This is a genomic window from Vibrio sp. 16 (genome assembly GCF_963681195.1).
GTDB classification, from domain to species: Bacteria; Pseudomonadota; Gammaproteobacteria; order Enterobacterales; family Vibrionaceae; genus Vibrio; species Vibrio sinaloensis_D.
Genome location: NZ_OY808998.1, coordinates 1,275,888 through 1,297,869, shown reverse-complemented (window position 1 = coordinate 1,297,869; position 21,982 = coordinate 1,275,888). Strand labels below are relative to the sequence as shown.

The 21,982-nt window shown below is 47.0% G+C and carries 18 protein-coding genes; 12 read left to right on the top strand and 6 right to left on the bottom strand.

All coding sequences use genetic code 11. The features are described 5' to 3' along the window. Positions 1-66: 66 nt before the first annotated feature. The 4 genes from zwf to U9J37_RS20075 all read left to right on the top strand — a co-directional run bounded on the left by zwf (position 67) and on the right by U9J37_RS20075 (position 4,093). Positions 67-1,569, top strand: coding sequence for a glucose-6-phosphate dehydrogenase (zwf, locus tag U9J37_RS20090; protein WP_043887146.1), 1,503 nt, complete (start codon positions 67-69; stop codon positions 1,567-1,569). Further along, on the top strand, positions 1,566-2,282 hold the full coding sequence (gene pgl, locus U9J37_RS20085) for a 6-phosphogluconolactonase (RefSeq protein WP_005473603.1): 717 nt from the start codon (positions 1,566-1,568) through the stop codon (positions 2,280-2,282). Before zwf ends, pgl begins: the two co-directional genes overlap by 4 nt. Positions 2,283-2,317: 35 nt before the next feature. Next, positions 2,318-3,766 (top strand): decarboxylating NADP(+)-dependent phosphogluconate dehydrogenase, encoded by a 1,449-nt coding sequence (gene gnd / locus U9J37_RS20080; RefSeq protein ID WP_005473621.1) that lies wholly within the window; start codon positions 2,318-2,320, stop codon positions 3,764-3,766. A 189-nt stretch (positions 3,767-3,955) separates the two neighbouring features. Then, positions 3,956-4,093 (top strand): hypothetical protein, encoded by a 138-nt coding sequence (locus tag U9J37_RS20075; RefSeq protein ID WP_005473628.1) that lies wholly within the window; start codon positions 3,956-3,958, stop codon positions 4,091-4,093. 66 nt (positions 4,094-4,159) lie between these two features. On the opposite strand, the gene U9J37_RS20070 is transcribed toward U9J37_RS20075, so the two are convergent. After that, positions 4,160-5,920, bottom strand: coding sequence for a sigma-54-dependent Fis family transcriptional regulator (locus U9J37_RS20070; RefSeq protein WP_005473673.1), 1,761 nt, complete (start codon positions 5,918-5,920; stop codon positions 4,160-4,162). Positions 5,921-6,163: 243 nt separating this feature from the next. Between U9J37_RS20070 and U9J37_RS20065 the strand changes: the two genes are divergently transcribed. Next, on the top strand, positions 6,164-7,684 hold the full coding sequence (locus U9J37_RS20065) for an acetaldehyde dehydrogenase ExaC (protein WP_005473641.1): 1,521 nt from the start codon (positions 6,164-6,166) through the stop codon (positions 7,682-7,684). A 29-nt stretch (positions 7,685-7,713) separates the two neighbouring features. Here the strand turns inward: U9J37_RS20065 and U9J37_RS20060 are convergent, their stop codons facing one another. From U9J37_RS20060 to U9J37_RS20050, 3 genes are all read right to left on the bottom strand, one after another. Then, positions 7,714-7,926, bottom strand: coding sequence for a hypothetical protein (locus U9J37_RS20060; RefSeq protein ID WP_038136403.1), 213 nt, complete (start codon positions 7,924-7,926; stop codon positions 7,714-7,716). A 125-nt stretch (positions 7,927-8,051) separates the two neighbouring features. Further along, positions 8,052-8,813, bottom strand: coding sequence for a sulfite exporter TauE/SafE family protein (locus U9J37_RS20055; RefSeq protein WP_005473599.1), 762 nt, complete (start codon positions 8,811-8,813; stop codon positions 8,052-8,054). A gap of 89 nt (positions 8,814-8,902) precedes the next feature. Continuing rightward, positions 8,903-9,709: a DUF6279 family lipoprotein gene (locus U9J37_RS20050; RefSeq protein ID WP_322414065.1), complete on the bottom strand. Its 807-nt coding sequence runs from the start codon at positions 9,707-9,709 to the stop codon at positions 8,903-8,905. A 286-nt stretch (positions 9,710-9,995) separates the two neighbouring features. Here U9J37_RS20050 and U9J37_RS20045 point away from each other — a divergent pair, with 286 nt between their 5' ends. After that, positions 9,996-10,340, top strand: coding sequence for a DUF3316 domain-containing protein (locus tag U9J37_RS20045; protein ID WP_038136396.1), 345 nt, complete (start codon positions 9,996-9,998; stop codon positions 10,338-10,340). A gap of 49 nt (positions 10,341-10,389) precedes the next feature. Here the strand turns inward: U9J37_RS20045 and U9J37_RS20040 are convergent, their stop codons facing one another. Continuing rightward, entirely contained in the window at positions 10,390-11,094 is a 705-nt protein-coding gene (locus tag U9J37_RS20040; protein ID WP_322414064.1) for an endonuclease/exonuclease/phosphatase family protein, read from the bottom strand. Between the two features lie 413 nt (positions 11,095-11,507). Here U9J37_RS20040 and U9J37_RS20035 point away from each other — a divergent pair, with 413 nt between their 5' ends. Then, positions 11,508-13,985 carry a bifunctional diguanylate cyclase/phosphodiesterase gene (locus U9J37_RS20035; RefSeq protein WP_005476087.1) on the top strand — a complete coding sequence of 826 codons (2,478 nt, stop codon included), beginning with the start codon at positions 11,508-11,510 and terminating at the stop codon, positions 13,983-13,985. Positions 13,986-14,145: 160 nt separating this feature from the next. After that, positions 14,146-15,744, top strand: coding sequence for a BCCT family transporter (locus U9J37_RS20030; protein ID WP_157607893.1), 1,599 nt, complete (start codon positions 14,146-14,148; stop codon positions 15,742-15,744). Between the two features lie 20 nt (positions 15,745-15,764). Here the strand turns inward: U9J37_RS20030 and U9J37_RS20025 are convergent, their stop codons facing one another. Further along, positions 15,765-16,154: a DUF6559 family protein gene (locus U9J37_RS20025; RefSeq protein WP_038136390.1), complete on the bottom strand. Its 390-nt coding sequence runs from the start codon at positions 16,152-16,154 to the stop codon at positions 15,765-15,767. Positions 16,155-16,589: 435 nt separating this feature from the next. On the opposite strand from U9J37_RS20025, the gene U9J37_RS20020 reads away from it, so the two are divergent. The 4 genes from U9J37_RS20020 (at position 16,590) to U9J37_RS20005 (ending at position 21,975) form a co-directional block, all read left to right on the top strand. Continuing rightward, positions 16,590-17,249, top strand: coding sequence for a TetR/AcrR family transcriptional regulator (locus U9J37_RS20020; RefSeq protein ID WP_005476050.1), 660 nt, complete (start codon positions 16,590-16,592; stop codon positions 17,247-17,249). After that, on the top strand, positions 17,236-18,546 hold the full coding sequence (locus U9J37_RS20015) for an efflux RND transporter periplasmic adaptor subunit (protein ID WP_005476088.1): 1,311 nt from the start codon (positions 17,236-17,238) through the stop codon (positions 18,544-18,546). Before U9J37_RS20020 ends, U9J37_RS20015 begins: the two co-directional genes overlap by 14 nt. Then, entirely contained in the window at positions 18,543-21,644 is a 3,102-nt protein-coding gene (locus tag U9J37_RS20010; RefSeq protein WP_005476119.1) for an efflux RND transporter permease subunit, read from the top strand. Before U9J37_RS20015 ends, U9J37_RS20010 begins: the two co-directional genes overlap by 4 nt. 112 nt (positions 21,645-21,756) lie before the next feature. Continuing rightward, on the top strand, positions 21,757-21,975 hold the full coding sequence (locus U9J37_RS20005) for a DUF6500 family protein (protein WP_005476085.1): 219 nt from the start codon (positions 21,757-21,759) through the stop codon (positions 21,973-21,975). The last annotated feature ends 7 nt before the right edge of the window (positions 21,976-21,982 follow it).

Sequence of the window (21,982 nt, the reverse complement as noted above, 5' to 3'; positions counted from 1 at the left end):
GTTTGGCTGCATGTAAGCGGCCCTCAATGGTCACAGAATAACTACCTCGTTTTTAAGGGAAAGATGATGGTAATACCAGAAAACAGCAGCATCGTTATTTTTGGTGCTTCGGGTGATTTGACGTATCGTAAGTTGATCCCCGCGTTATACCACCTTTACGCGAGTAAGCAGCTTCCAGAAAACTTCGCTATTCTTGGTGTCAGCCGCACAGAGTACAGTGATGACTCTTACCGCGACAAGCTGAAGAAATCACTTCAGGAAATGGAAAAAACTGAGCCTGTTACGCTTGACGCATTCATCAATCATTTGCACTACCAAGCGATCAATACCTCCGATACCGCAGACTACAGCAAACTGGTTACCCGTCTTGATCAACTGTCTGACCAATATGGTTTTGAGCAGCGCAATACCCTTTTCTACCTTGCTACACCTCCTAGCCTTTACAGTGTTATTCCTGCAAGCCTCGCAGCGCATGGCTTAAACGGCGAGCAAGATGGTTGGAAGCGTTTGATCATTGAAAAGCCATTCGGCTACGATTTGGAATCGGCGCAAAAGCTCGATAAGGAAATTCACGAGCATTTCCAAGAGCATCAAATCTACCGTATCGACCATTACCTAGGTAAAGAAACGGTACAAAACCTGTTGGTTTTCCGCTTCTCAAATGCGATGTTTGAGCCGCTTTGGAACCGAAACTTCATTGATTACGTGGAAATCACAGGTGCAGAATTCTTAGGCGTAGAAGAGCGAGGCGGCTACTACGATGGCTCTGGTGCGGTGCGCGACATGTTCCAAAACCACCTACTACAGGTTTTGGCTATGGTTGGTATGGAACCCCCTGCGCAGATCAACGCAGACTCTATGCGCGACGAAGTGGTCAAAGTTCTTCAATGCCTAAAACCGCTTGAAGAAGAAGACCTACGCAACGACCTAGTATTAGGTCAATACACTGCTTCTGATGTGCGTGGCCAGCATTTACTGGGTTACCGTGAAGAAAACGGTGTGGCTGACGACTCTCGAACTGAGACCTACATTGGTTTGAAAGCGCACATCAACAACTGGCGTTGGAACGGCGTGCCATTTTACGTGCGTACAGGCAAACGTCTCCCAACTCGTGTGACTGAAGTCGTTATTCACTTCAAACAAACGCCACATCCAGTGTTTGGTCAAAATGCTCCTGAGAACAAGCTGATTATTCGTATTCAGCCAGACGAAGGCATCCAAATGAGCTTTGGCCTGAAAGAGCCGGGCGCAGGCTTTAAAGCGAAGGAAGTGAAAATGAACTTCCACTATGCTGACCTGCAAGAAACCCAAATGCTGACAGCTTATGAGCGCCTACTTCTTGATGCGTTAAACGGCGATGCAACCTTATTTGCACGTAGTGATGCGGTTGAAGCATGTTGGAAATACGTGCAACCTATTCTAGATTTCAAACAAGATCCTCAAGCGCTCTTTGGCTACGCTTGTGGTACATGGGGACCAAAAGAAGCGGATGACCTGCTTCAACGAGATGGCCGCGCTTGGCGCTTCCCGTGTAAAAACCTAACCGATACGGATTACTGTGAATTATGATCAACCATAAGATCTTCCAAACAGCCGAGCAGGTTGTTGAAAGCCTAGCGAACGATATGAAAGCGTACAGCGAACTCGATCGCCCAGTTCATATCTCGCTCTCTGGCGGTAGTACACCAAAAATGCTGTTTAAGCTATTGGCAACCGAGGCGTACGCAACTTCAATTCAGTGGCAAAACCTACACTTCTGGTGGGGTGATGAGCGATGCGTAGCGCCTGATGACGCGGAAAGTAACTACGGTGAAGCAAATGCGCTTCTCTTCTCTCAAGTAAATCTACCTGCTGAGAACATCCACCGCATCCGTGGTGAAGATGAGCCAAAAGCGGAAGCAGAGCGTTTTGCAAAAGAAATGGCGGAAGTGATTCCAACTGAAAATGGCACGCCTGTTTTCGATTGGATCTTGCTTGGCGTTGGTGCAGACGGACATACCGCGTCGCTATTCCCAGGTCAAACAGACTACCAAGATGAGAACTTATCGGTACTGGCTTCTCACCCTGAGTCGGGCCAAATCCGTGTTTCTAAAACAGCAAGAGTTTTGGAAGCCGCTAAACGAATCAGCTACCTAGTACTTGGTGCAGGTAAAGTTGACATCGTAAACGAAATTCATACTACTCCAGCAAACGAACTGCCATACCCAGCAGCGAAGATTCAGTCTAAGACTGGAGAAACGGAGTGGTACTTAGATTCTGACGCAGCAGCAAAAATCGCGTAATGCGAGCGTCCAAATAGGAAAATTGGAGAGAAACAATGAAAGGTGATATCGGTGTAATTGGCCTAGCAGTTATGGGTCAAAACCTTATCCTAAACATGAACGACCATGGCTTTAAAGTCGTGGCTCACAACCGTACTGCTGCGAAAGTAGATGAGTTCCTAGAAGGTCCAGCAAAAGGCACCAACATCGTTGGCGCATACTCACTAGAAGAACTCGTTGAGAAGCTAGAAACGCCTCGTAAAGTGATGCTCATGGTTCGCGCAGGCGACGTTGTCGACGCGTTCATTGACAACCTAATTCCGCTTCTAGACGAAGGCGACATCATCATCGACGGTGGTAACACTAACTACCCAGACACAAACCGCCGCGTAGCGCACTGCCGTGAGAAAGGCATTCACTTCATCGGTACTGGTGTATCTGGTGGTGAAGAAGGCGCACGTTTCGGTCCTTCAATCATGCCTGGTGGCGCTCCAGAAGCTTGGGAAGCGGTTAAGCCTATCTTCCAAAGTATCTCAGCAAAAACTGACGCTGGTGAGCCTTGCTGTGATTGGGTTGGTAACGACGGTGCGGGTCACTTCGTTAAGATGGTACACAACGGCATTGAATACGGCGACATGCAGCTTATCACTGAAGCATACCAGTTCATGAAAGACGGTCTTGGTATGTCTGCAGACGAGATGCAAGCAGTATTCGCTGACTGGAACAAGACTGAGCTAGACAGCTACCTTGTTGAAATCACAGCTGACATCCTTGGCTACAAAGATGAAGACGGCGAGCCGCTAGTAGAAAAGATCCTAGACACTGCAGGCCAAAAAGGTACTGGTAAATGGACAGGTATCAACGCACTAGATCTAGGTATTCCACTAACGCTTATCTCTGAGTCAGTATTCTCTCGCTGCCTATCTGCTCTTAAAGACCAACGTGTTGAAGCTGAATCTCTATTCGGTAAGACAATCACGCCAGTTGAAGGCGACAAGCAAGAGTGGGTTGATGCACTTCGTCAGGCTCTACTAGCGTCTAAGATCATCTCTTACGCTCAAGGCTTCATGTTAATGCGCGAAGCATCAAACGAGAATGGTTGGGATCTAAACTACGGTAACGTTGCACTTATGTGGCGTGGTGGTTGTATCATCCGTTCTGCGTTCCTAGGCAACATCCGTGATGCGTACGAAGCGAACCCAGACATCGCATTCCTAGGTTCTGATGAGTACTTCAAAAACATCCTACAAGGCAGCCTAGCAGCATGGCGTAAAGTCGCAGCGAAATCTCTAGAGTCTGGCATCCCAATGCCGTGTACGATTTCTGCGCTATCTTTCCTAGACGGTTACACAACGGCTCGTCTACCAGCTAACCTGCTTCAAGCTCAACGTGACTACTTCGGTGCTCACACTTACGAGCGTACTGACCGTCCACGTGGTGAATTCTTCCACACTAACTGGACTGGTACAGGCGGCGATACAGCGTCGACAACTTACGACGTTTAAGCAAAAGGATGAGTTTAGTGTTTATTCAACCCTAAGACTCATACTATAATTAACGATTCATGGAGGATGTTAACTGAGTTAGCATCCTCTATTTTTTGAAACCTATACAAGGAACCGCGCACGTTTGTGCCGGCTATCGGTGGCTACTCTAACCTGGATGGTTAAAAACATTTAATTGAGGTTCTTAAGATGACTATTAATAAGTACTTTGTATTCGTTCCACAGGCTGAGGAACACAACACTTCAAAGGACAACAAAGTGGTAACAGATAAGGAAGCTCAACGTCAGGCTTTAGTAAAACAAGCGCAGCAGCAAGGCGGCTTGTAATCGGCTAGGTTTCAAAACAAAGAGGAGCAGAAATGCTCCTCTTTTTATTTGTTCAACAAACTAGGCTCAACCGGAAATTAAACCCAGCGCCTTTAACTTGCGATACACCGTGTTTCGGCTCACACCAAGTATCCGCGACACTTTACTGACATTCCCGTTGTGCGCTTGATAGGTTTCGATTAGCGTTGTATTGAGCGTAGACTGCAAATCGCCACCCTCTCTGCTCGCTTCTTTGATTGGTTGGCGCTGTAGCAACTGCGACAAGTGGGATGGAATATGCTCCAAACGCAGTTCTGGCTCATCGCTAGCGATCACCGACGAGACTTTGATTAAGTTATCTAACTCTCTAAAATTGCCCGGCCAATGGTAGTTGGTCAGCAACTGCATAAGGCTGCTTGAGATGGTTTGCCGATTTTCGCGATGTTTCGCATGAATCGCCTCAATCACCGCCGCTTTGTCTTGGCGATCATTTAAAGCTGGCAACTTCACCATCAAACCATTAAGTCGATAGTACAAATCCTCACGAAATCGCCCTTCTGCAACCAGTTTGGGGAGATCTTGATGCGTTGCAGCAATCACCTGAATATCAACTTGATGAGACTGCGGTGAACCAACAGGCATAACAACTTTATCTTGGAGTACCGACAACAATCGACATTGTGCATCTAGCGGCATTTCTCCAATCTCATCGAGAAAAAGAATGCCTTTATCCGCTTGTCTAATACGACCTAAATAACCTTGCTTACTCGCCCCCGTAAAAGCCCCCGCAGCATGACCAAACAACTCAGACTCTACTAACTCCTTGGGCAGCGCACCACAGTTGACGGTAACCAAAGGCTGGCTGCGTCTGGTGCTCTGTTTATGCAGCACTTTAACGAACTCCCCTTTACCGACCCCAGTTTCTCCAAGAATCAAAAGGCTAATGTCTTTGCCTATCACTTTAAGTGCCTGCTGCCACGCTTGCTCCACGTAGTGATCCCCATAATGAAGCTCGCAAGAAGCGGACAAGGGAGATTTTCGGCTGCGCTGTTTGTTCAATGAACGCTTTTCAAACACAAGATCGGCGTTGTGGTCGGGCTGTTTTACAACAGTTTCAAACGACTCACCAAGTAACGGAAAATCAGGCATAAGCTGGCTAGCCACTTGATTGTGCGCCACGATCTGGCCATATTCATCGGCAATTACGATGCCTTGCCAACCACTGTTTAGAACCGATTCATTTTGCGCCAAATTGATCTGCGTTACCCCGCCGGGCGCACTTGTGAGTAATTGGTTCTCGACCAGTTGGACCATGTTTTGTACCAACAGTTGGGTCGTCACATCGTGCTTGCTTTGCTCACTTGTGATATCGAGTATCCCGACCAACTCTCCTTGATAATCAAACAACGGACTGGCCGAGCAGCTAATAAAGCGATGCTGTTTAATAAAGTGTTGCTCGCCAATAATGGAGACGGCTTTTTTCTCGTAAAGCGCCGTCCCTATCGCATTCGTGCCTTTAAGTCTCTCTTGCCAGCAAGTACCTGACTCTAGCGCAATCGACATCAAACGCTCTCGAAACCGCTCTTGTCCCCAACTCGCTAAGATCACCCCTTCTGCGTCGGTCAAAATCAAACGACTGTCTGTTCTCGCAAGAACCTGATTAAAAAGTGGCAAAGCGCACTGCTCCACCGCTTCTATTACCGAACTTGACTTGTGCATACGCTCTTTTAAGAGTGCACCCGTTACATTGATGTCGTCCGGCTTTTTAACCTGTTTCAATCCTGCATTTGAGCTTCGCTCCCAAGAAGAAGCAAGCCAAGACTCTAACTGACGCGTTTGTATATCCATAGCTGTTCCATTTGTGAACAATTAAAGTGTTCCATTTTGGAACAGGTGAACATTTTGTTAACACCTGTTCGCCACATCTGCGTTTAAAACAACACTCTCTACGCCCTGACAACTCTAGCGCGACAAACTTTTTACAACAAGTTTTTAACATCTGGTCTGTGATTTGCGTTATCTGATGAGAAACAATAAATGAGCAACAACGAGTGCTCATTAATCCAAACGAGAAATGTATAAGGATATTTTATGATTTACGCACAACCTGGCAGTCCGGACTCTGTTGTTACCTTCAAAACTCACTATGACAACTTCATCGGTGGAGAATGGGTTAAGCCAACCCGTGGTGAATACTTTGACAACACCTCTCCGATCAACGGTCAGCCTTACTGTAAAGTAGCACGCTCAACTGAAGAGGACATCGAATTGGCACTGGATGCCGCTCACAATGTCCGCGCGACTTGGGCGCAAACCAGTGTCACTGAAAGAGCCAATATCCTCCTCAAAATAGCCGACCGAATTGAAGCAAACCTCGAGGAGCTCGCAGTGGCTGAAACTTGGGAAAACGGAAAACCTGTTCGCGAAACGCTTGCGGCAGATCTGCCACTCGTTGTTGACCATTTTCGTTATTTTGCAGGCTGTATTCGCGCCCAAGAAGGTAGCGCAGCAGAACTGGACGTAAACACCGCAAGTTACCACTTCCCAGAGCCGATCGGCGTAGTTGGTCAGATCATTCCATGGAACTTTCCAATGCTCATGGCGGCTTGGAAACTGGCGCCTGCATTGGCTGCAGGCTGTTGTGTCGTCCTTAAACCAGCGGAGCAAACCCCGACATCAATCTTGTTGTTAATGGAAAAAATCGGCGACCTCATCCCTGCGGGCGTTGTCAACGTAGTTAACGGCTTTGGTAGCGAAGCAGGACAAGCATTGGCCACCAGCAACCGCATTGCCAAGCTCGCATTTACTGGCTCAACGGAGGTCGGTAACCATATCCTAAAATGTGCCGCTGAAAACTTGATCCCATCAACTGTGGAGCTAGGGGGTAAATCACCGAACATCTACTTCCCTGATGTGTTTGATCACGAAGACGAGTACCTAGACAAGTGTATTGAGGGAACTCTGCTCGCCTTCTTTAACCAAGGCGAGGTGTGTACCTGTCCGTCGCGCGTTCTGGTTCATGAATCTATCTACGACAAGTTTGTCGCTAAAGTTGCCGAACGAGCGAAGTCGATCCAACAAGGCAATCCACTAGATACCGATACACAAGTGGGGGCACAAGCCTCTCAAGAGCAGTTTGACAAGATTCTGAGCTACTTGGAAATTGGACGACAAGAAGGGGCGAAAGTGGTGTTTGGTGGCGATATTGCCAAGCAACAGGATGATTTAGCGTCAGGCTACTACATTCAACCAACGCTGCTTCAAGGTCACAACAAAATGCGCGTGTTCCAAGAAGAGATCTTTGGTCCGGTCATTGCTGTGACGACTTTTAAAGACGAAGCAGAAGCACTGGCGATAGCTAACGACACTGAATATGGCTTGGGCGCTGGTGTGTGGACACGTGACCAAAACCTCGCCTACCGAATGGGGCGCAACATTGAAGCTGGCCGAATCTGGATCAACTGTTACCACGCCTACCCAGCTCACGCGGCGTTCGGCGGATACAAAAAATCAGGCATCGGGCGTGAAACCCACAAGATGATGCTGGATCACTACCAAAACACCAAAAACTTGCTGATCAGTTACGATGTCAATCCTTTAGGGTTCTTCTAACGTCGAGCGAAACGAGTGATAAGAGCGCATCAAGCGCTCTTTTTTTGCTTGGAAGAACCTGAAGAAGACTCGTTGCTTTTGTACTTATCGTAGAGATAGAGCGCAGCGCTAAAGAACAAAGCAACAATAGAGACCGTCAACAGTGCAGGCATTTTGAGCACCCATGCAAACACAGCAGCCAAAAATGCAACGAAGCTAACCATTCGGCTGTTGGACATAACACGACCGAGCTTTCTGTTCATACATCCTCCCATCTTGCGAGATGATTAAACCGCTTTTTCTCGCATTAAGTATCTGACAATTGAACAAAAATAACTCTAAAAGAACCTCAAAAACTATCGCAATGTGATGACTAACACATGATCGCCTATGCGTACGTCGCCCAGAAAAAGTAACACGTCATGCCAATGCTAGACAGTGCGACAAAATTTTTGATGTGGTGCTGCGCGATGTTTCTTGATACCCGAGCCGCCGCATATCCCCCTGCTAGTGTGCCAAGCATCACGACAAACCCTCGCTGCCAATCGACCGCTCCATTCGCAACAAAAAGCACAATTGCGATAATCGAGACACACGATGAAACAAGCAATTTGATGCCATTCATCTGATTGATGTTGCTGTATCCGGCGAGTACTAGGTAGCTGAGAATAACAACACCCAGCCCTGCATTGAAAAAGCCACCGTAAGCGCAAACAAGCACAAGACAAATGGCCAGCGACAATTTGGCCCAAATCGGCGAAATCGTCGAACGACTGGCGAAACGGACGAAAAACTGATTGATATGTTGCCCACAAAGAAAAAGAGCCGTGGCGAACAGCAGTAGCCAAGGAATCGACTCGAGGAATGCGCTCTCATCAATCGTCAGCAGAAAATAAGCGCCTAGCCCTCCGCCGACCAGACTCCAAAGTATGATCGAACCAATCTGCTTAGTCTGTGAGATTTCTTGTTTAAAGCCATAAGCGCCGCTGATGTAGCCGGCACACACAGCAAAGGTATTGGTTGCGTTTGCGGAAATGGGAGGGACGCCAACGAAAAGCAGCGTCGGAAAGGTAATAAAACTGCCTCCGCCTGCCACGCTATTTAGAACGCCCCCCAACACGCCCGCGATAAATAACAGAATCCATTCCATAGTATTGTTGCGAAACTGGTTGTTGATGATTTAATGTACTGCACCCACCCTTGGCGGTAAACAACCTATCGACCACACTGAGCTCAAACTCACTGTATCGCCAAAGCTATCTCCTTCCAGTCGCGCAATTCTTTTCGGTAGTGTTCGATTTGTTTATCCGAGGCTTGAGTGGCGATTTCGACAATATAGCGAGTCGCAACATCACGATTGTGTTCAATTTTGCTCCGTAGCATAGGGGAATACAGACTCTCAGAGTCAACAAGTAAGGTGTTCATTTCTCGCTCTGTCGCGTTCAAATCTGACCGCTGGTTCAGCAGTTGGCTGATTCTGATTCGTAAGTTGGTTTGGTGGTCGCTCCAATCCGAAGTCGTAATCTGCAAATCGTTTGACCACTGCTCAACCAAGCGCTCTTGATCCTTTGTTAATCTGCCTAGCCAGTTTTCCATACTTTCTGCGATTCTCTCAGCGTACACTTGGCGAACTTCTTCCTCGTTAAGTTGGCTGTATTTCGCTTTGTATTTGCTGTGCCTGACCCGAATGTTGTCCATTAACTCATCCACTTGCTCGTCAGACAGTTTATGTATCAACTGGGCAAGATCAGGCGCAACCCGTTTGACGATGCGATCGGTATGCGCACGCAGCTTCTCCTCCTGCGCGTTTAACTGAGCGGCGGTCAGATTTTTAAGGTCAAGCGTCATCAGCTCGTCCAGATGCTCAACATAGTTAGGTATTTCTTCGCTCCGGTGCCACTCACTCAGTAGCGCTACCCTCTGCTCAATCAGCGACTCTTGGTCACTGTTTAGGTCGACATAGTCTTCCAAGTACTCGATCAACAGCCAGTCCATGTTGTTGTAGACAAACTTGGTTCCACACCCTACCAACAGCAAACAACACATCAGTGTTACCAACCCAGCTCTCATCATTCATCCTTGTTTTTTATGGTTGCAGAGCATCGTTAACGCCCAATATCAGTATCAAATATCCCATACTCTGATGTCACTATGTCGTCTCTCTGACAAGAAACGAAAGAAAAACACCAATGTCAGGATCGAGCAATCGGCATGTAATCATAATCAACAAATCCTTTACGAAACCTAGGATTATCTTTACATACCTTGACTGACCTCTTACGTAACTGAAGATAGTATGGTTCTCAACGGTTAGCCAAGAGGAGAAACCCGTATGAAAAAAATCATTCTATTAGCATCACTGGTTTTGAGCACATCGGTATTTGCAGCAACGTCAACGGTACAGTCAGAGCGCACGTTTACAACAGATAGTTACGCATCAAAAGAGCAAGCGTATCAAGCGGGTTTTGGCCTCGTGGAGGAGTTCAAACAGATGTCACAAAATGAACTAGAAAATAAACTCGTGACTGGGCCAAATGACGCGATTTACCAGAGTATCATCGTCAACGATATGAACGTCGCGGTGAAAGAGTTTGGAACGATTGACGGCAAGATTGAGTATAAAGCCGTTGTCGATGTCGACTACCAGTACAAACACAGAGAAAGCAATCACAGCTAATCTGCGCTGCTTAACCAAACCGCCACTCCTTGAGTGGCGGTTTGCGTCTCTAATACCCGATTTCAGTGACAATCAAGCGATGATCCGATCCGCTTGGACTTTGCTTGCTCTCTCGCTGGCAAATTCTCCGCCCTTCACCCGTCGATTTTAGCCATAAGTGATCAATCGCTATCATAAAGCTTGCTGGCACATACCACTGTTTTACTCGATTAGGCCAACTTGCCACTGGTGCGGTCTGAAAACTGGGAAAAAGACGCGCGAATCGCAAACTAATCGCCGACAGATTAAAATCACCGACAATCAAAACCTCATCATTGGAATGACTGGACAACAAAGAACCCACTTCACTCATTAACCCATTGCGCCGTTGCCACAGCTCTAACGACCTCGGTGAAGGTGGATGAGCCGTCATCAACTGAAAGGCTTGCTGTTTGTTTGGTCGCCATATTCCTTGAATAATGGCCTGTCGATCGGACGTCCAATACACAGACAAACCACTGAGTTCCGTTTGGCTGAGTATCATCTGCCCAGAAGGATAACCAACGCCCTCTTGTCCCCCATACATATAAGGATAAATATCGTCCAGCAATTGGATTTTTTCCCCAACAGGCGGCGAGACTTCTTGCAAAACAACCAAATCAAATGCGTGATTGTGAAGATAACTGAGCACTTCATTCAGATTTTCGTTGTCATAGAGCAAGTTGTACTGCGCCACTGCAATCGAATTAGCGCATTCATGGGATACTTTCTGCACACTCACCGGGCTAAGCAGCCAAAAAATGGTAGCGAAACAGCAACTAATGAGCGACCACACCCATCGTTGGCAAAATAAAAGCACACAGGCAACAAAAAGATAGGTGATAAAAAACAGGCTAGGAAACGTGACAACATTTTCCGCCCACCAAGTCACCTCATAAAACGTCAGCGTGACCCAAACTAAAGAGGGAGCAAACACGCCTATCCATATCATCCACCTCAGTTGAATCACTCCTAAGTTGCTAAGAACTCACTCAAGTATGAACAAACTTTCGGGTTATGCACTCTGTATAACCACTTAATTGTGATTTTTAACATTGCAGAATTTGGCGAGCCCGATATGATTGAAATAATTTGAAATATATTTGTTATTCTTTATAACAATTACGCAGCAAGGACCGCCTCTACTTCATGGCTGAGATTACCGATAAAAAACTACTTAAGTTAATCACTTATGCTCCTGCTAGCATCGTCGGTGCATTCACGTTGCTTTGGGTTGTGCTTGCTGTAACTGACGTGCTGATGGGCTCCCAAGAAAAACTTCTTGCACTCAAAGAAGAGTACCAGCAACGCGAAAACCAACTTTTAACCAAACAAGTCGAATACGTTGCTCAACAAGTAAAGTTTGCCCGTGAGCAAACAGAGCAACAACTTGAAGACACCATTCAGTCGCGTATCTATGAAGCGCACAACATCGCAACGCGACTCTACGAAAGCAACAAGCACCTGCCAGAAGCCGAAGTAACCAAAATCATTACCGATGCCCTTCGCGACATCCGCTTCAACAATGGGCGCGGCTACTTTTTTATCTACAAAACCGAAGGGCTCAACGTGATGCACCCGTTGCTTCCGCGCGTGGAAGGCACCTCTCTTTGGGACTTTAAGGACGTTCGTGGCAGCTATATTGTTCGAGAAATGGGTGAACAAGTGAAAGCAAATGGCGAAGCCTTCTATCGTTGGTGGTTCGTCAAACCTGACAACAAAAACAAAGAGTTTGAGAAAATCGGCTTCGGTAAGTATTTCGAGCCCTACGATTGGTTCATTGGTACTGGAGACTATGTTGTTGACGTAGAAGACGACATTAAACAAACCGTCTTAGCATGGATTAAAAACCTAAGATTTGGTGAGTTTGGCTATGTTTTCGTGCTAGACGCGGACGGCACCATTTTATCGCACATTGATCCCGAATTGATTGGCAAAAACGCGCTCACGCTTGGCAATGAAGTTAACATCGAAGGGGTGCGAGACATTCTTCAATCAGACCAGCAGTTTGTCCATCACCAAGCCATTTACGCCCCACCCGGTGTCTCTGACTTCGCCAAAAGCAGTTACATCCTGAAAGAGCCTAAATGGGAGTGGCGCATCGGCTCTGGGATTTACGATGAAAATAGTCAACGTTTTATCCTAGAAAGACAGCAACAAACGGAAGAAGAACAGCAAAAAGCCGTCGCTCAGATGATCACTATCGGCGTGATTACGACGCTTATTGTGGCCCTGTTCTCGCTTATGATGAGTAAACTGATCGCTTCTCGGTTCGAACGATTTCAAAGCAAGATCAACAGTGACTTTAGCCAACTTCAGCAAACCAAAGACAAACTGGAACACATGGCACTGCACGATGAGTTGACCGGTTTGCCTAATCGCTCTCTGCTGCACGAACACATTAATGCTGGCATCGAGCGATCGAGAAGCCAATGTCAACAGCTTGCAGTGATGTTCGTCGACTTGGACGATTTCAAAAAAGTAAACGACCTATATGGCCACTCGGCAGGCGACCGTTTATTGAGTGAAATTGGTAAGAAGTTTGAAGCCTTTTTACAACCCGATGAGTTTGTCGCTCGATTCGGCGGAGATGAGTTTATTTTCTGTTTTCCTGAGCTCAATAACTTGGCAGAAACAGAGAAGAAAGTCGAGTTAATCAAAGACGTGTTCAAGCAACAGTTTGTTATCGATAACAAAGTCTTATACGCAAGTTGCTCGATCGGTGTCTCCATGTTCCCAACCGATGGTGATGAACCAGAAGATTTGATCTCAAAAGCAGACATTGTTTTGTACAAATCTAAAGCGAGACAAAAAGGCGATGTGTTGTTTTTCGACAGCACCATCAATCAGCAAGTTCAGTATGACTTCCTGTTAGAGCGTGAACTTCGCGGTGCCATTGAACGCGGTGAGCTTTCTGTTGTTTACCAACCGCAAATCAACGCCAAGACGGGCAAGATTTACGGTGTCGAGAGCCTTTTGCGTTGGCACAACCCTCAGCTTGGCCATGTTTCCCCTCTCGAATTTATCACTCTGGCGGAGGAAATCGGCCTGATCAGCGAGCTTGGCGAATTTGTCCTTGAACGTTCATGCGAAGAGATCAATAAAATATTCCCCGACAGTGACTTGGCACTCTCTGTCAATATTTCACCCATGCAGCTAGTCAATGAATCCTTCGTCACTCAACTGCTCTCGGCGAGTGCAAAACACGCGATGCCACCTAATCGCATCACTTTAGAGATTACCGAAAACGTACTCATTAACGATCTGCCCAAGGTGACACCAATCATCAATCAACTTAAAGAGCTGGGCTTTACCATTTCACTCGATGATTTTGGTACCGGTTATTCTTCTCTCAGTTATTTGAGCAACTTGCCACTTGATGAATTGAAGATCGACCGAGTGTTTATAGACAAGATGCTCAACTCTGAACAAAGTAACTCATTAGTCAAAGCGATCTTGGCGATTGCTCGCTCTTCGGACATGCGAGTCGTCGCCGAGGGCGTCGAAACACAAGCGCAAAAAGTCAGGCTAATAGAATATGGCTGCGATTTATTGCAAGGCTACTTTATTGAGAGACCACTATCTGCCGATTTGCTGGCGAAGAATTACGCAAGCGGCGCTCAATAGATGAATCATTCACCACTTGTTGGTAATTCGCTGCGAATCTATTAATAAACATGTTAGTATCACACGCTTTTTGACGCACCTCACAGTTATTGTTTATTTCATATGGGGATACATGCATAGGTCAATCATAACGACTGACCAACAAATAGCGAACTTATTGATGTCTAATTTAACGCAGCCAATGGATGGTGACAGTATCAACGCCACCAGTGCCGCTGCTAACCGCTCGCACACTCAACACAACGCGTTCTTCTACAAACTCGAACTGCATAACCCAGTATTTTGGTTAAGTGGTACGTTCCTCACTGCCTTTGTCTTGTTAGCACTGTTTGATGCAGAAAGTCTGACAGGGCTCGTAAACCAAGGTTTCTCTCTGTCAACTCGATACTTTGGTGCGTTCTGGCAAGTACTGCTGCTTGCGAACTTTCTGATTGGCTTATTCATGGCATTGAGCCGTTTAGGGGACGTTCGACTAGGCGCTCTATCTGCCCCTGAAATCGCCAACAGCAAGTGGCTTGCGATTGTGCTGTGCACACTGCTCGCAGGGGGCGGCGTATTTTGGGCGGCTGCAGAGCCTATCGCCCACTACGTTTCTCAGCCACCTCTGTTTTCACATGGCACCTCGCCACAGAATATGGCTATCAACGCTCTGGCTCAGTCGTTTATGCATTGGGGCTTTTTGGCTTGGGCAATACTTGGCGGCTTGTCGTCCATTGTGCTAATGCACCTGCACTACGAGAAAGGTTTGCCACTAAAGCCAAGAACTTTACTCTATCCCGTTTTCGGTGATCGCATTCATGGTGTCCTTGGCCATATTGCGGATGCCTGTTGTATTGTCGCTGTGGCAGCGGGAACCATCGGACCTATCGGGTTTCTTGGTCTGCAAATTAGCTACGCGCTCAATTCGCTTTTCGACGTTCCCGATACCTTTGCCACTCAAAGCATCGTGATACTCTTTGCCATTCTAGCGTATACGCTATCGGCACTGAGCGGACTTAGCAAAGGTATTCAAATTGTCAGCCGTTACAACGTCATTTTGGCAGTGCTTCTGGTTGGATACCTCTTGGTCTTTGGCCCTACTGGTTTCATCATCGATGGCTATGTACAGGGTATTGGACGCATGGTGGACAACTTTTTCCCAATGGCACTGTATCGAAATGACAGCGAATGGCTGAGTTGGTGGACGGTCTTCTTCTGGGGATGGTTCATCGGTTACGGCCCAATGATGGCCATTTTCATTGCTCGGATTTCACGAGGCCGCACTCTGCGCCAAATGATTTTGTCCATTAGCATCGCCGCCCCACTGATCACATGTTTTTGGTTCAGTGTTGTTGGGGGAAGTGGCTTAGCGTTTGAGCTCGAATCGCCTGGGCTAATTTCACAAGCATTTGAAGGGTTTAACTTGCCTGCAGCCTTGTTAGCGATTACCGAGCAACTGCCATTTGCTACAGGGATTTCCCTGCTATTTTTGGTACTCACCACCACCTTTATTGTGACAACAGGTGATTCGATGACTTACACCATCTCTGTTGTGATTTCTGGCTCAACGGAACCAAACGGCTTGATGCGCTGCTTTTGGGGTGTGATGATGGGGATCGTCGCGATCGCGTTGATTTCGGTCGGTTCTGGCGGAATCTCAGCTTTGCAATCGTTTATCGTGATTACCGCAGTTCCCGTATCATTTATTCTGTTACCGAGTCTTTGGGCTGCTCCAACACTCGCAAATAAAATGGCTAAATCACAAGGGCTACTGCGATAGTAGCCCATACTTAGCCAAAGTCAGTATCGACTGTTCATTCCATAACGATTGGAGAAGTCGTCTTCCATTGCCCCACCTTTCCATTGGGATGGGGCAACAAGTTTGAGTATGTCCATTGCCGTATACTCTTCTCCTGAGAAAATCTTGTTCGCCAGTTCAACACGTAGCTTGTCAAGCTCAGCCTGACTCAAGTCGAGTTTCTCACTTGCTTGCTCGTCAAGCTCATTGCAGAAAAGCGCAACATTGTAGTGCAGGTAACGTTTAGAGGCATTCACTCGTTTCGAAGTCTGAATAACCTGTCCGCAAGAGTAAAATTCTCTTGAACCATAGCCTTTGATCAATTCAGGTGACATCTTTGCAATCATCTTACGTAAGATTCTGCGTTTAAAAAAAGATCGAAATATCGGCATTTATACTCCTCGATTATGGTTATCCGGCCACTATACCACGCAACATGTCGCGATCGATATCACTCCCCATGCGCCTTTATTCTTTTCATTTTTGGAAATTATCTTTGCACATTTGATGTTTAACGCATAATAACAAAAGTGTTACTTTATCTCTCATTGGTTACACCGTTTTAAAATCACGCTCAAGCGCTTAATCTTTTTTAACGGCGAGTATATGGATGTAAAACCAAACATTTCCAACTAAACAATTGACTAATTGTTACCTTTTGCCCGCATAGTCTTTGCTATGCGGGCTTTTTTTCTGATGAGCGCGACTTCCTCTTCAACTATTGGCATAAATTAATCAATTGATTAAATAGTGTTGAATTAATCACCTGTTAACTCGCGTGCAACCCCCTATAATTAATCATCTGTTTAATTATGAGAGCGAATCACATGCCCCCCGTTCATCGAAAAGTCGGCAGGCCAAGCGAGAAGACGCAAGCACGAGAAAGCTTGATCACTCAATCTCGAGAGCTGTTTACCGTGATGCCTTACGAAAAAGTGTCAACGCGCTTGATCGCCCAGCGTGCTGGCGTCAATGTCGCCATGATTCGCTACTACTTTGGCAGTAAAGAAGGATTGTTCGAGGCAATGCTTCGCGAGACGATGGCGCCGATGCAAGAACAAATGGCCAAGTTACTCGCCAACGGTTCCCAAGCCAATTTCTTGGATATTATGCGTACCTATTACCGTGAAATGATCAAAGTGCCACAGTTTCCTCGCTTGGTGATGCAAGTCATGAACATGTCACCATCTGAGACGCAAAGGAAATTGCTTGAAAAAGTGTTCATGGATGTCACGCAGCCCATGCAGCACCTGATGTTTGAGAAAATGACTGGAGGTGGGATTCTCAAACCCGGCGCGGATCCGAAGCTGTGCAAAGTCTCTTACATTAGCTTGATGGTCTTTCCGTTTATCGCTCCTCCCGCGATGCTTGCCATTCACGGGATCGAACTCAATCAAGAATTCCTCGACAAATTACTCGAACACAATATTGAAATGATGAAATTTGGATTTCTCAATACGCAAGGTATCGCCGATGAAAATCAATAAGAAACTTCTGTTCTTTCCCGCCCTTGCTGTGGGAGTTATCGCACTGGTCACAGCGATAAAAATGAAACCTCAATTGCCAGTCAAACCCGCTGGCGACCGCGCACGAATCGTTGAAACCATACCACTTGAGCTGCGTGCTAGCGCCCCACTCGCGATTGGCTTTGGAAAAGTTGAGCCTAAAGTGGAATGGAAAGCGATCGCCGAAGTGTCGGGAAGAGTCGTATACAGAAATCCGATGCTACAAAAAGGTCAAGTACTCCAAGCCGGTACTGAAGTCATTCGTATCGACCCGCTCGACTACGAGCTCAAACTGGTTCAAGCTCAAGCTGATCTCAAATCTGCCCAAACCTCTTTAGCTAAGCTAAGCCAAGAAGAAGCCAACCTAAAGCAAACGCTAAAAATTGAGAAAAACCGCCTCGCGATTGCTAATAAAGAGTTGGAGCGTAAGCAAAACCTGCGCAAAAAAGGGCTGACTTCTCAATCTGATGTTGACCAGCAAACCCAAAGTGCGTTGTCGCAACGTAAGATCGTGCTGGATATTGAAAATCAAATTGGTCTCATGCCCGATGAGAAAAGAGTGGCTCAAGCTTTGGTGAAAGTGAACGGTTCTAAAGTCGAAGAGGCGCAGCGCTCGCTAGAAAAAACCATCATCACTTTACCCTACGACCTGCGTATTGCAGAAGTAGACATCGAGCAAGACCAAGTGGTCAATCAACAGCAAACGATGATTGTCGCCCATGGCATCAACACCATGGAGGTGGAGGCGCAATTGTCCATTCACGACATGCATACGCTCGCGTCCAGCCTTGGCGAGTTCGAACGTGACACGTCGGGCATTCCCAAACCTGATACCTCCTTCATCAATGCGCGTATTGAGCTAAATAGCGGCAACGTTACCGCCACTTGGCCTGCGAAAGTCTCGCGTATCAGTGAAACCGTCGACCCAAATCAGGCGACTGCGGGCGTGATTTTAGAGATCACTCAAGACTACCGCGCTCTCAACCCAGCCTCTGCTCCACCACTGGTTAACGGCATGTTTGTGCGTGCCTATATCGAAGGACAAGCCAACCCAAACTGGGTGATCCCTGAACGCGCACTGCATGGCAACAAAGTCTATCTATTGAATGATCTTAATCAGCTGGATATCCGCCCGGTGGAAGTGCTGTATCGCCGCGATAACCAAGTGATCATTGATGGCGATTTCGAACAAGGCGAAAAATTGATTCTGAATGATTTGCTTCCTGCAATTGAAGGAATGCAACTGAAAGAAGCCACCGCAGAGGAGCCAAGTGTATGATTCGCTTCTTTGCCAAACACCCAACGGCAGCCAACTTGCTGATGCTGACTTTGCTGCTCCTTGGTATTACCTCATTGTCCAATATCAAACGCGAAACCTTCCCCGAGTTTGATCCTCCGTACATCATGGCGGGAGTGGTCTACCCGGGAGCCTCCCCGCTAGAAGTGGAAGAGAGCATCTGTGTGCGTATGGAAGACGCCGTTGATGGGCTAGCCAATATTGAAGAGACCCAATGTGAAGCGGTCGAGGGCTCAGCTCGATTAATACTGAAGCTCAATGAAAAAGCCGATATCAGCAGGATGCTCGTCGATGTCCAAACGCAAATTAACGCAATCAACGACTTCCCTCAAGAAATTGAGTCGCCCGTCGTTCAAGAGTTAGATTGGAACGAACCTGTTGTTGATGTGGCGATTACCGCAGACACTACTTGGCCAGAACTCAAAGCGTACGCAGAGCAGCTTAAGCGAACGTTAAAGCTCGATTACGATGTCTCCTTGGTCGATGTAGCAGGCTTTTCTGACCATCAATATCGAGTCGAACTCGACACTCAGGCAATTCGTCAGCTCGGGTTAAGCGTCGGTGATATTGCTGAGCAAATTGGGCGTCAAAATGTCAAATTACCCAGCGGTAATATTGAAACGCCCGATAAGCACTTTCTAATTCGATTTGATGAACGTCGTATAACACCTGAAGCGCTAGAAACCATTGTTGTTGGTTCGGGCCCAAATGGCTCTCTCATTCGCCTCAAAGACATTGCCACCATTACAGACCGCTTTGAGCTTGATGAACAAAAGGTGCTGTTTGATGGTCATCCGTCCGCCCTGCTGAAAATCAGTAAAAATAAAGAAGATGACGCGCTGCGAATCAAAGAGCGAGTCTCCCAGTTTGTTCTCGACCAACAGGCCATCGCTCCCGATGGTGTCACGTTAGAACTGACCAATGACCTATCCTCTGTCCTTTGGGATCGTCTCACCATGATGGTCAGCAACGGCTGGCAGGGTATTGTCTTGGTGTTTGCGACCATGTGGCTTTTCTTTAGCCTACGCTACTCTTTTTGGGTGGCAGCAGGATTGCCAGTTGCCTTTTTAGGTGGCTTGTTCCTAATGGCGCAACTAGGACTGTCGATTAACATCATGTCTTTAGTCGGGTTGCTCATGGCGATTGGTATCATGATGGATGACGCCATTGTGATTGCCGAATCGATCGCTGCCCACCTAGACAGAGGAGAAGAGATAGACAATGCGGTTATCAAAGGCGTTAAAAAAGTACTCCCGGGCGTTATTTCATCGTTCTTAACGACGGTATGCATCTTCGGCAGCTTACTCTTTTTACAAGGGGAAATGGGCGCGGTGCTCAAGGCGGTGCCTCAAGTTCTCATTTTGGTCCTCACTCTCAGCCTTGTGGAAGCCTTTTTGATTCTGCCAAACCACCTTTCTCATTCACTTCACAAAGAGAAGCGAGAAAAATCACCCGCTAAATTCAAGAAGAAACTGCTCGATGGCTTTGAGAATTTTCGTAATACCAAACTGGTGTCCGCGGTGGATAAAGTGGTCGAGTATCGCTACGCCTTTATTGGTGGCGTGATTACCCTGTTACTGATTTCGGTGGCAACGATAGTCGGCGGAATACTCAAGTTTCAGCCGTTCCCGGAACTCGACGGCGACATCGCTGAGGCGCGCATCATTTTGCCTCCAGGCTCTTCGCTCTCGCAAACCGAATACGTGGTAGAAAAAATCGTTGCATCGGCCGAGAAGCTCGGCAAACAGTGGAGTATAGAAAAAGAAAACGGCACGCCTTTGGTTGAGCACATCACAAGCCAGTTCAACGCCAATGCCGATGCCAATGAATCTGGACCTCACATCGCAACGGTTAGGCTAGACCTGCTGGGTGCGGAAAGTAGAAACACCCTTATCGACGAGTTTATCTCCGCATGGCGAGCAGATGTCGGAGAGCTAGCGCAGCCGATTTCTTTGGTGTTTAAGCAACCCACAATGGGCCCCGGTGGTCGCGCCATTGAGATTCGAGCCAAGCATGACGATCTTGAAGCATTGAAAGCAGCCTCGATTGATATCCAGCAATATTTGAACGAGTTTGATGGTGTTCATGGCGTGCTCGATGACATGCGCATGGGCAAAGAAGAAGTCTTAGTCAAATTAAGACCGGGCGCAGAGACCTATGGTGTCAATGGTCAGCTCATCGCGAGCCAGCTCAGAGCCGCCTTCTTTGGCCAAACCGCGGATGAAATCCAAGTTGGCGTTGAGAACATTTCCATCGAAGTTCGTTTGGATAAAGTACAAGCTGGTGACTTACAACAGTTGGCAAACTTCCCAATCATAATGCCAGATGGTAGCCAAATTCCTCTGGCGTCGATTGCAACGCTCGATTTTCAGCGTAACTATGTGCGTATTCAACGTATCGATGGCCTACGTACCATCAGCGTGTTTGGCGATACCGACAATACAAAAGCCAACTCGACCGCTATCATTCGCCAATTCCAGCAAGAAGAAGCCCCTAAGCTACTTAAGAAGTATCCTGGGTTACGTTTCGACTTTGAAGGTGAGGCAAAAGACACCGCGGAAACGGGCGCATCCATGGGTAAAGGCTTCGCATTGGGACTGTTCGGCGTATTTGCCATTCTTAGCTACCAATTCCGCAGCTATCTTGAACCTTTTGTTGTGATGCTGGCCATTCCTCTTGCCTTTATTGGCGTGGTCTGGGGCCATATCCTTCTTGGCCACTCGCTGAGTATGCCAAGCATGATGGGATTTGTGTCTCTGGCTGGTATCGTGGTCAACGACTCCATATTATTGGTGCAATATATAAGGCATCACGTTGATGAAGGGGACAGCGTTCATGACTCTGTGGTTAAAGCCAGCAGAGAACGGTTTAGAGCGGTATTTTTAACCTCGATGACAACAGCGGCGGGGCTATTACCTTTGCTAACAGAGACAAGTTTACAGGCTCAGGTGATTCAGCCTCTGGTGATTTCCATTGTCTTTGGTATCTTCGCCTCGACACTCCTCGTCCTGTTTATGATCCCAGCAGCCTATGCGATTTTGGCTGACTTCGGCCTCGTTCATAAACATGAGGAGATTTAACTACCCTACCGAAAAGATGAAAGCGGCGATTTTGCCGCTTTTTTCTTGTTTTTCAAAAAATTAGACAGTCAATCTGTTAATCTCTAACCACACTCACCAGCTAGGAAACCTCATGCGAACATCACTTAGGGAAAAGGTCATTGCAGTCTGCAACAAGAAAATCGCGCAGAAAGGCGATAATGTCGGCGTCTCATTCTATGCATTTTTTGCTAACAAGAATGATGACCCAGAGTTACTAATGGAAGCAGCTACTTGGTGGATTCAAACCCACAAACTCGATCATTTTGAAAAAGCACATAAGATTATCGAAATGGTCGAAGCGGGGAAATAGTCGATTT